Annotated in this window: 7 protein-coding genes; 3 read left to right on the forward strand and 4 right to left on the reverse strand. The window is 68.0% G+C overall.

Annotated features, from left to right (window positions below; all coding sequences use genetic code 11):
- Positions 1-40: 40 nt before the first annotated feature.
- Complete coding sequence (locus G9V96_RS06345) at positions 41-1,696, reverse strand: AMP-binding protein (RefSeq protein ID WP_168582285.1); 1,656 nt, start codon at positions 1,694-1,696, stop codon at positions 41-43.
- A 227-nt stretch (positions 1,697-1,923) separates the two neighbouring features.
- On the opposite strand from G9V96_RS06345, the gene G9V96_RS06350 reads away from it, so the two are divergent.
- Complete coding sequence (locus G9V96_RS06350; protein WP_168582286.1) at positions 1,924-4,254, forward strand: helicase-associated domain-containing protein; 2,331 nt, start codon at positions 1,924-1,926, stop codon at positions 4,252-4,254.
- Between the two features lie 80 nt (positions 4,255-4,334).
- Here the strand turns inward: G9V96_RS06350 and G9V96_RS06355 are convergent, their stop codons facing one another.
- The 3 genes from G9V96_RS06355 to G9V96_RS06365 all read right to left on the reverse strand — a co-directional run bounded on the left by G9V96_RS06355 (position 4,335) and on the right by G9V96_RS06365 (position 7,851).
- Positions 4,335-6,281, reverse strand: a complete 1,947-nt coding sequence (locus G9V96_RS06355; RefSeq protein WP_168582287.1) for a M13 family metallopeptidase — start codon at positions 6,279-6,281, stop codon at positions 4,335-4,337.
- 134 nt (positions 6,282-6,415) lie between these two features.
- A complete protein-coding gene (locus tag G9V96_RS06360) occupies positions 6,416-6,922 on the reverse strand; it encodes a GNAT family N-acetyltransferase (RefSeq protein ID WP_168582288.1) in 507 nt (168 codons plus the stop codon).
- A complete protein-coding gene (locus G9V96_RS06365; protein WP_168582289.1) occupies positions 6,919-7,851 on the reverse strand; it encodes a hydroxymethylglutaryl-CoA lyase in 933 nt (310 codons plus the stop codon). The genes G9V96_RS06360 and G9V96_RS06365 overlap by 4 nt, the downstream gene beginning before the upstream one ends.
- 111 nt (positions 7,852-7,962) lie before the next feature.
- On the opposite strand from G9V96_RS06365, the gene G9V96_RS06370 reads away from it, so the two are divergent.
- Both G9V96_RS06370 and G9V96_RS06375 read left to right on the forward strand, forming a co-directional pair.
- Complete coding sequence (locus tag G9V96_RS06370) at positions 7,963-8,805, forward strand: FkbM family methyltransferase (RefSeq protein ID WP_226913526.1); 843 nt, start codon at positions 7,963-7,965, stop codon at positions 8,803-8,805.
- Positions 8,806-8,807: 2 nt separating this feature from the next.
- A complete protein-coding gene (locus tag G9V96_RS06375) occupies positions 8,808-10,475 on the forward strand; it encodes a DNA repair helicase XPB (RefSeq protein ID WP_168582291.1) in 1,668 nt (555 codons plus the stop codon).
- Positions 10,476-10,528: the final 53 nt, after the last annotated feature.

Below are 10,528 nucleotides of genomic sequence, written 5' to 3' on the forward strand. Positions count from 1 at the left end.
GCCTGCTAAGCGGCAGCCGACGGTAAGGGGCGGGACGGGCTCAGGCGTGTCTAGTCGCGGAAGCCTGCTGCAAACCGAGGAGTTCGATCGCCCGTTCCCGCATGTCGACCTTGCGGATCTTGCCGGTGACAGTCATCGGGAAGGTCTCGACGCAGTGCACATACCGAGGCACTTTGTAGTGCGCCAGGCGCCCGGTGCAGAACTCTTTGATGTCCTGCACCGTCACTTCGCCCACACCCGGTTTGGTGATGACCCATGCCATGAGTTCCTCGCCGTACTTCTCATCAGGCACCCCGATCACCTGGACGTCGGCAATGCTGGGGTGGCCGTAGAGGAACTCCTCGATCTCGCGCGGGTAGATGTTCTCCCCGCCGCGGATCACCATGTCTTTGATGCGGCCCACGATGGAGCAGTAGCCATCCTGATCCATCACGGCGAGGTCGCCGGTGTGCATCCAGCCCTCGGAGTCGATGGCCTCGGAGGTCTTGTCCGGCTGGGCCCAGTAGCCCTTCATCACCGAGTAGCCTCGGGTGCAGAACTCCCCGGTCTGACCCCGCTCCACGGTGTCCCAGGTGGCCGGGTCGATGATCTTGACCTCCAGGTGCGGCATCACCCGGCCCACCGTCTCGGTGCGCCGCTGCAGGTTGTCCTCGGGGCGGGTGGAGGTGGAAACCGGTGAGGTCTCCGTCATCCCGTAGTTGATCGCCACCTGCCCCATGTGCATCCGGTCGATGACGTTCTTCATCACCTCCACCGGGCACGGCGAACCGGCCATGATGCCGGTACGCAGGCTGGACAGGTCGTAGTCCGGGAAGTTCTCCAGTCCCAACTCGGCAATGAACATCGTGGGCACCCCGTACAGCGAGGTGCATTTCTCCTGCGCGACCGCCGTCAGCGTGGCGGTGGGGTCGAAAGACTGCGCCGGGATGACCATCGCGGCGCCGTGCGAAGTGGCAGCGAGGTTACCCATCACCATGCCGAAGCAGTGGTAGAAGGGCACTGGGATGCACACCCGGTCGGCCTCGGTATAACGCACCATCTCGCCGACGAAGAAACCGTTGTTGAGGATATTGCGGTGCGACAAGGTCGCGCCCTTGGGGAAGCCTGTCGTGCCCGAGGTGTACTGAATGTTGATGGCCTGCGTGGGCGAAAGGGACTCCATCCGCTCGCGCAGTTGCTCATCCGGAACCTCGGCGCCGCTACGGGCCAGCTCGCTCCAGCTGTCTTCGCCCAGGTAGACCACCCATTCCAGCCCTGCGCTCTTGCCCCGAATCTGCTCGACCATCTTCTGGTACTGGGAAGTCTTGAAGGAGACCGCGCTGACCAGCATGCGCATGCCCGACTGGTTGACCACGTAGTCCAGTTCGTGACTGCGGTAGGCCGGGTTGACGTTGACCAGGATTGCGCCGACCTTGGCGGTGGCGTACTGCAAGATGGTCCACTCCGGACAGTTGGGGGACCAGATGCCCACCCGCTCACCGGCCTCGATCCCGCCGGCCAGCAGCCCCTTCGCCACCTGGTTGACGTCGGCATCGAATTGCGCATACGTCCAACGGCGCCCGCTGGGCACATCGACGAGAGCCTCCCTCTCACCGAAGCGCGCCACCGTCCTCTCCAGGTTCGCCCCGATCGTCTCCTCCAAGAGCGGGACCTCGCTCTCGCCGACTGCGTAGGAAGGTGCAGGGGCTTGCGTCATCGAGAACCTCCGGGGCGGCACGACAGTGTGCATGAGCTGGTGAGAAGCAGAATGGATCGTTGCCATCCTGGCCCCCGGGAGGCTCCGGCTCAAGGTTTCGGCACTCCATACGCCGGTCAACGGGCGCCCTGGCACGATCAGCGGTAACTGCGCCGGTTTTGTCGGTAATCAGGGCCCCGGCTGACACAAGGCCACCCCCGGCCCCGGCCACGAGTAGCGTGGGTGGAATGCCACCGTCATCCTCACCGGCCTCCGCAACGCCACGCCGCCGAACCGGGCGCGCGCGCAGCCTTGCCAAGGAGTTGCGTGAGCGAACCGACGCCGAACTCGCGGCGCTGCTCGCCGGCCGGCCCGACCTCGCTCGCCCAGCCCCGGCAGATTTGACCACGCTGGCGGCGCGCGCCGGCACCCCGGCCAGCGCCCGACGTGCTCTGGACGATCTGGACACGGCCCACCTGCGAGCGCTACAAGCCGCGGCGCTGTGCCCCGAACCGATCGAAGAAGCCCGCGGGGCACGTCTGTTGGGGTGCCCGCGCCGCCGATTCACCGGCCTGTGCCGCGATCTGCATGAGCTGGCGCTGCTGTGGAACGGCGTCGGGGGCCTGTACGTGCACCGCCCCGTCATCGACGCGCTCGGCCCGCACATCGCCGGGTTGGCCCCCGCTGCCCCCAACGACGAGGCCGCAGCCGCGCTCGTCGCAGATCTGGCCGCAGCTGCGCCGGAAGCCGTCGTGGCTGCTGTGGCGACCCGCACCCGCCCGGCCCCTCAAGGGGCAGCCGAGATCCTGCGCCGCCTCACCTGGGGACCTCCGAACGGGACGCTGGACCCCACCGGCCCTCTCGGCGCTGCCTCTCGCTGGTTGATCGAGGTGGGCTTGCTTCGTGAGGGCGGTGAAGGCGTCGGATCGGTGATCCTGCCCCGCCCGATCGCGCTCGCGCTGCGCGGGGGCCGGTTGAGCCGCCACGAAGATCTCGACCCGCCGCCGGTGAACCTGCGCCCGGGTGAACCCGCTGAGATCGACGCCGCGGGCGGGATCCGGGCTGGGGAATTCCTCGCTCTGGTCGAGGATCTGCTGGAACGTTGGGGAGCTGAACCGCCGCGCGTGCTTCGCTCCGGCGGGCTGGCAGTACGCGACTTCACGCGGCTGAGCACCCGGCTGGACCTGCGCCCCCACGAGGCTGCGCTACTGGTCGAGGTCGTTCGCGCCGCCGGACTCGTGCGTGAGGACGGCGCTTACGAACCCGCTTGGGCGCCCACACCCGCTGCCGAGGAATGGCTGGCGATGGACGACGCTCGTCGTTGGGGTCAACTCGTGCGCGCCTGGCTCGGCATGCCGGCCGCCCCGCACCTTGCCGGGACCCGCACCAGCGAGCGCCCCACCGCTATCAACGCGCTGTCCGCGGACGCCTCCTGGGCCGCCGTGCGCGGGGTCCGTCGTGACGTCGTGCAGGTGCTGGCGTCAGTGGAACCCGGGGCTGGGCTGGACGCCACCGACGTGGCGGCGCGGGTCCGCTGGCTGCGCCCGCTACGAGCGGCCGGCTCCATGGATCAGGCCGTGACGGCCGTGTATGCCGAGCTGGAATTGCTCGGCGTCACTGCCGGCGGCGCGCTCACCAACGCCGGACGTCTGCTGCCTGAGGCCGAGGACGATGACGGCGCCCGGCTTGAAGCCGCCGCCGCGATCCCCCCGCCGGTCGAGGAAGTGCTGCTGCAAGCCGACCTGACGGCGGTCGCGCCGGGACGGATGACGCCTCGGCTGGCCTCGTTCCTGCGCCTGGCGGCCGATGTGGAGTCCCGCGGCGGCGCCACCGTGTACCGGTTCACCCCGGCGAGCCTGCGCCGGCTGCTGGACGAGGGTTGGAGCGTCGACGATGTGCTGCGCACCCTGTCGGGGGCCAGCCGCACCCCGATTCCGCAGCCGCTGACCTACCTGGTGGAAGACCTCGGCCGCCGCCACGGCCAGGCCCGCGTCGGAGGCGCCCGCTCCTATGTGCGCAGCGATGACGTGGCACTGCTGGAGGACATCCTGGCGCGCGCCGAGCTGGCCCCGGCCGGGCTGCGGCGCCTGGCACCCACGGTGCTGGTGACCTCGGTACCGGGCGCCACCCTGCTGTCGCTGCTGCGGGATTGCGGGCTGGCGCCCGTCGCGGAAGGCCCGGACGGCCATCTGGTGGCAGCGTCCCCGGCGCCGCACCGCGCGCCTCAGCCACCGCTGTCCTCACCGCCTCAGGTGCGGCCTGACCCGCAAGAGATCGAATCCATCGTGGCCGCGATGCGCGCCGGTGAACAGCTGCGGGTCCAAGAAGAGGCTGCCCCGGAACGGGTCGGCCCGGCGCTGCCGGTCTGCGACCCGGCGGTCGCGCTGGGGCTGCTGCGCCGAGCGATGGCCGAAGGAGAGACGGTCTGGGTGGGGATCGCCGAATCCGACGGCACCAAGGCCCGGCTGCGTTTCCGCCCAACCCGGATAGCCGCCGGGATGGTCCAAGGCGTCGTCGAGGGCGCCGGGGTTCGCACACTGTCTGTGCACCGGGTCACCGGGGTGGCTGGCGACCTCTGAAGCCGGAGCGGGGAAACGTAGTCCCCCATAGCCCCACACCTGCCGTGGTGGCGCTCACGACCTGAGCGCCACCACGGGTGTCACCAGATCCGGACGCGTTCTTCTTCGTCCAGCCACAGTCCGTCGCCGGGGGCCACCTCAAAGGCCCGGTGGAATTCGGTGAGGTTACGCACGATGTTGGCGCGGAACTCCCCGGGGGAATGCGGGTCGATGTTCAACAGACGCTTGGTCTCCTCCGTGCGCGCCTTCATCCGCCACACCTGAGCCCAACCGGCGAAGAAGCGCTGCTCGCCGGTCATCCCGTCGATCACGGGGGCGCTGTCCAGGCCACCGGAGCCGAGCGAGATCCGATACGCCAGGTGAGCGATCGTCACCCCGCCGAGGTCGCCGATGTTCTCCCCCACCGTCAATGAGCCATTGACGTGTTCCTCCGGGAGTTCACGGGGAGAGAACGCGTCATATTGCGCGATGAGTTTCGCCGCCAGCGCGTCGAAAGCGTCCCGGTCGTTCTGGGTCCACCACTCCACGAGGTTGCCCGCGCCGTCGTAGCGCGATCCCTGATCGTCGAAGCCGTGCCCGATCTCGTGGCCGATGACCGCCCCGATGGCGCCGTAGTTGACGGCGTCATCCGCCTCGACGTCGAAGAACGGCGGCTGCAGGATCGCAGCGGGGAAGACGATCTCGTTCATGCCGGGGTTGTAGTAGGCGTTGACCGTCTGCGGAGTCATCAACCATTCGCCCCGTTGGATGGGTCCGCCGAGTTTGGCCCAGTCCCGGTCGGCTTCGAACGCCGAACCGCGCCGGACGTTGCCCACCAGGTCGACAGGGTCGACGTGCAGCCCCGAATAGTCGCGCCAGGTATCGGGGTAGGCGATCTTGGGGGTGAATGCCGACAGCTTCTCCAACGCCTTGGCCTTCGTCTCTTCACTCATCCACGCCAGCGTCGTGATGTCACGCCGATAGGCCTCCACCACGTTGTCGACCAGGGTGAGCATCCGCTCCTTGGCCTGAGGCGGGAAATGACGCTCCACATACAGCTGTCCGGCCGCCTCCCCCATCAACGAATCAACCAGGTCGGTGGCGCGCTTCCACCGCTCCCGGTTCTTCGGGGTGCCGCTGAGGGCGCGACCGTAGAAGTCGAAGGATTCGGCGGTGAAAGCCTCGTTCAGATAGGGGGCGAAGGCCCCCAGGATGCGGCGGCGCAGCCACGCCTGCCAGGCCCGCAACGGCTCCTGCTGCAGCGCTTCGGAAAGGCCGGTCAGGAAACTCGGCTGCCGGACGACCAGTTCCTGCACATGTTCTCGGGGCGCACCCAGCGCCTCGAACCACACCTGCCAGGGCACGTTCGGCGCCAGCTCGGTGAGTTCGGTGAACGTCATCTTGGTGTAGGTGGCGATGGCGTCGCGGGTGGCCACCCGATCCCAATGCGACGCGGCGAGCCTGGTCTCCAGGGCCATCACCAGCTCGGCGTCTCCGGCCGGGTCCGCGGCCCCGCTCAGCTCACCCATCCGGCGCAGGTGGGCCACATATTCCTCCCGCAAGCCGGCGTGCTGGTCCTCGCGGTAGTACGCCTCATCCGGCAGTCCCAGACCGTCCTGCTCCAGGTAGACGGTGTAGCGCTCGGAATCACGGTTGTCCGTGGAGACGAACGGCGCCACAGCGCCGCTGACCCCTTCGCGCTGCAACCGGCCCAGCAGGCGCCACAGCTCCTCCACTGTCGAGCAGTCCTGCGCCGCGTCGAGGTCGGCCGCAATGGGTGAGAGCCCAAGCGTCTCGACCCGCTCCTGGTCCATGAACGAGGCGAAGAGCGCCCCCACCTTGCCCCGGAGGCCATCGGGCTGTTCCTGCCCGGTGGCCACCGCCTCGCCGGCCTCGTCGAGCAGCGTGCGCACGTGTGCCTGCGCAGCCTCCCGCAACTCATCGAAGGAGCCGAAACGTCCCCTGTCCTCGGGGATCTGGGTCCGCTGGATCCAGCCGCCGTTGACGAACCCGAACAGGTCGTCTTGGGGTCGCACTGATCGGTCCATAGCCTGCTGGTCGATTCCGGAACGCACGTGGCACCTCTCGTTGCAGCTCTGGGTTGCCCGGCTGCCCGCTCTTGGGGAGGTGGCGCCGGTCACCCCGTCGTTGTCTCACCGTACGTGCCCGAGCACGTCGCGGCTCAGCGTCTCCGCAGCTCGAGTTTCATGCCCAGGTGGCTGCCGACGAAGCCGAACCGTTCGTAGAACCGATGCGCGTTGAGGCGGGTGGAATCGGAGGTGAGTTGCACGATTCCCGCACCGCGACGATGCGCCTCTGCAAGAGCCCACTCCAGCAGCACTTCTCCGATGCCGCGCCCACGCATCGTGGACAGCGTGCGCACCCCCTCGATCTGGGCGCGGGTCGTCCCCCGCCGGGTCAGGCTGGGGATGAACGACAGCTGCAAGGTGCCAACAACTTGCCCGCCCAAGTCGGCGACTACCTGGATCTGGTTCGCATCGGCGGTGATCCGCGCAAAAGCCGCCGCGTAGGGGGCCAGATCACCGCCCTCGCGGGTTGCCCCGAGCGGGTCATCGGCCAAGAGGTCGACAATCTCGTGCAGGTCTTCGATGCGCGCCGGGCGAACCGTGGGCAGCTGCGCTTGTTCGCCAGGGGAAGGCACCGACGGTGCCGGCGTGTCCTGGCTCATGCGGCACCCAGTGCCCGAACGACGTTCGAGGCCGACGGGCGACCCAGCTGGGTGGCCATCCACAAGCTCGCCTGCACGAGCTTGGGCAGATCGACGCCGGTGTGCACGCCCATCCCGTCCAGGGCCCACACGAGGTCCTCGGTCGCCAGGTTGCCGGTAGCACTCTTGGCGTAGGGGCACCCCCCGAGCCCACCGGCAGAGGAGTCGATGATTCGCACCCCGGCACGCACCGCCGCCAGCGTGTTCGCCAGCGCCTGCCCGTAGGTGTCGTGGAAGTGCACGGCGATGCGATCCAGCGGGATCTGCGCCTCCTGCAGCGCACCCAACAGCCGCTCGACGTGACCGGTCGTCGCGACCCCGATCGTGTCGCCGAGAGAAAGCTCATCGCAACCCAGTTCCATCATGCGCCGGGCGACCTCGACGACCTGTCCGATCGGGACATCGCCCTCCCACGGGTCGCCGAAACACATCGAGACGTAGCCGCGCACCCACATGTCTGCGGCCTTGGCTTTGCTCACCACGGTCTCGAAACGAGCGAAAGATTCCGACACCGAGCAGTTCAGGTTCTTCTGCGAGAACGATTCGGTGGCGCTACCGAAGACGGCGATGGCGCTGACACCCAGGGCTTCGGCTCGCTGGAACCCCTTGAGGTTCGGGACGAGAACCGGACGGTGGCGCCCCAGACCCTCCTGGCCGAGACTTTGCAGCAGCTCTTCGGCGTCGGCGAGTTGTGGCACCCATTTCGGGGAGACGAACGAGGTGATCTCGATGTGCTCCAGCCCGGCTGCCAGCAGCCGTCGTACGAACTCGGCCTTGACCTGGACCGGGACAGTGGTCTTCTCGTTCTGCAGCCCGTCGCGCGCTCCCACCTCGTAGATGGTGACGCTCTCGGGCATGCCCGCTGCAGGCTCCTGCTGGGGTCGGCGCATCGTGGTCTCCTTGTTCGCAGCACGCGCAATCGAGTCCCATCCTCCCTGACGGCTCAACCGCGCGGCGACGAACAGCCCGGGGTGTGCAAGCTGGCAGCCAGAATGGCCCGTGTGCACACCCGACCCCCACAGTCCATCGCTGATGTCCGTGCCCTGCTGAGCGGCGATGGGCTGCCCACGCCGGAAGCCATCGAAGTTCTCGACATCGGCGCCAACCCGATCGACGGCGACCCGCCCTACCTGCCGTTGCTGCAGGCGGGCCTGGCCCGAGTGACCGGCTTCGAACCGCAACCGGAAGCGCTGCAACGACTTACCGAACAGGCCGGCCCACATGAGCGTTACCTGCCCTACGCCCTGGGCGACGGCCGCAAACATGTTCTGTCGATCTGTGCCTCTTCGGGTTTCTCCTCCATTCTCGAACCGGACCCCGCTCAGTTGGCGGTGCTCGTGGACTTCCCGCGCCTGGCGAAGGTGGTCCAGCGCACCCCGGTGCGTACGCACCGCCTGGATGATCTGCCCGACATCGAACGAGTCGACTACCTCAAGATCGATGTCCAGGGCGCGGAGGGCCTCATCATCGAGCATGGCCGACGCGCGCTGTCCGAGGTTCTCGCCGTCCAGATCGAGGTCAACTACCACCGGCTCTACCTCGGCCAACCCAGCGCCGGCGAAATCGACGTGCTGCTGCGCCAGATCGGGCTGGTGCCGCACCAGGTGGTGGCCACGAAAACCTGGCCGCTGGCGCCGACACCCTGGGCGGACCCGGACCAAGAAGAAGCCCACCACCTTGTGGAGGCCGACCTGCTGTACGTGCGCAATCCCGCTCACCTGGACCAGTTGCGCGATACCCAGTTGCTGGCTCTGGCCCGCTGCGCCGGCCTTGCCTACGGCTCGCTGGGCCTGGCGCGCTCCTGCCTGAGCGAACTCCTGTCGCGCGGGTCCGGCATGCTGTAGGGATGAGCGATGGCCCACTTATTGTCCAGAGCGACAAGACGCTGCTCCTGGAGGTAGATCACCCGCAGTCCGCGCAAGCACGGCGGGCTATCGCTCCCTTTGCCGAGCTGGAGCGCGCGCCCGAACATATGCACACCTACCGCGTGACCTCCCTGGGGTTGTGGAACGCGCGGGCCGCCGGGCATGACGCCGAGCAGGTGGTCGACGCCCTGGTCACCTACAGCCGCTACCCCGTCCCGCATTCGCTACTCGTCGACATCGCCGACACGATGGATCGGTACGGACGGCTGGTGTTGGAGAAGGAGGACGGTTCCGAGGCGGGCCGGTTCGCCGGCGCCGGGGATGGCGCGCTCGTACTGCGCACGACCGATGTGCCAGTCCTTGAAGAGGTTCTGCGCCATCGCAAGATTGCGCCGCTGCTGGGCGCTCGTCTCGATGAGCGCACCGTGCTCGTGCACCCCTCCGAACGCGGGCATCTCAAGCAGGAGCTGCTCAAGGTCGGCTGGCCGGCTGAGGACCGGGCCGGCTATGTCGACGGCGAGGCACACCCCATCAGCCTCAACCAGGACGGGTGGAGTCTGCGGCCATATCAAGAGCAAGCGGTGGAGGGTTTCTGGCACGGCGGCTCCGGGGTGATCGTGCTGCCGTGTGGCGCCGGTAAGACCCTGGTCGGCGCGGGAGCGATGGCCCGCGCCAGCGCGACCACCCTCATCCTGGTGACCAACACGGTCGCGGCCCGGCAGTGGCGAGATGAGCTGCTGGCCCGGACCAGCCTGACCGAGGACGAGATCGGGGAGTATTCGGGCGCCCGCAAGGAGATCCGCCCGGTGACCATCGCGACCTATCAAGTGTTGACCACGCGGCGAAAGGGCGCCTACACCCACCTGGACCTACTCGATGCTCGGGACTGGGGTCTTGTCGTCTACGACGAGGTGCATCTGCTGCCAGCCCCGATCTTTCGGATGACCGCCGACCTGCAGGCACGTCGCCGGTTGGGGCTGACCGCCACCCTGGTGCGCGAGGACGGCCGCGAGAACGACGTCTTCTCCCTCATCGGCCCCAAACGCTTCGACGCGCCATGGAAAGACATCGAGTCCCAGGGGTACATCGCTCCCGCAGACTGCGTAGAGGTGCGGGTAGCCCTCGGCGAGGCCGAACGGATGGCCTACGCCACCGCCGAAGCCGAAGACCGCTACCGCCTTGCCTCGTGCTCCTCCGTCAAGGACGCACTGGTGGAACGGCTCGTGGCGCGCCATGCCGGGGAACCCACCCTGGTCATCGGGCAGTACCTCGATCAACTGGAGACCCTCGCCGGGCGGTTGGATGCCGAACTCATCACCGGGGCCAGTTCGGTGACCCAACGCCGCAAACTCTTCGAGGCTTTTCGCACCGGCGAGATCACGACCTTGGTCGTGAGCAAGGTGGCGAACTTCTCCATCGACCTGCCGGAGGCTTCGGTGGCGATCCAGGTCAGCGGCACGTTCGGCTCCCGCCAGGAGGAAGCGCAGCGTCTTGGGCGCGTGTTGCGTCCGAAGAGCGATGGCCGAACGGCGCACTTCTACAGCGTCGTCACCCGCGACACCGTGGACGCCGATTTCGCGGCTCATCGGCAACGTTTCCTGGCCGAGCAGGGGTACGCCTACCGCATCGTCGACGCCGACGACATCTGAGGTTGGGCGGCCCCGCCGCGCGCAAGGGTCACCACTGCGGCGACATCGCACCC

The organism is Gephyromycinifex aptenodytis (assembly GCF_012277275.1).
Classification (GTDB): Bacteria; Actinomycetota; Actinomycetes; order Actinomycetales; family Dermatophilaceae; genus Gephyromycinifex; species Gephyromycinifex aptenodytis.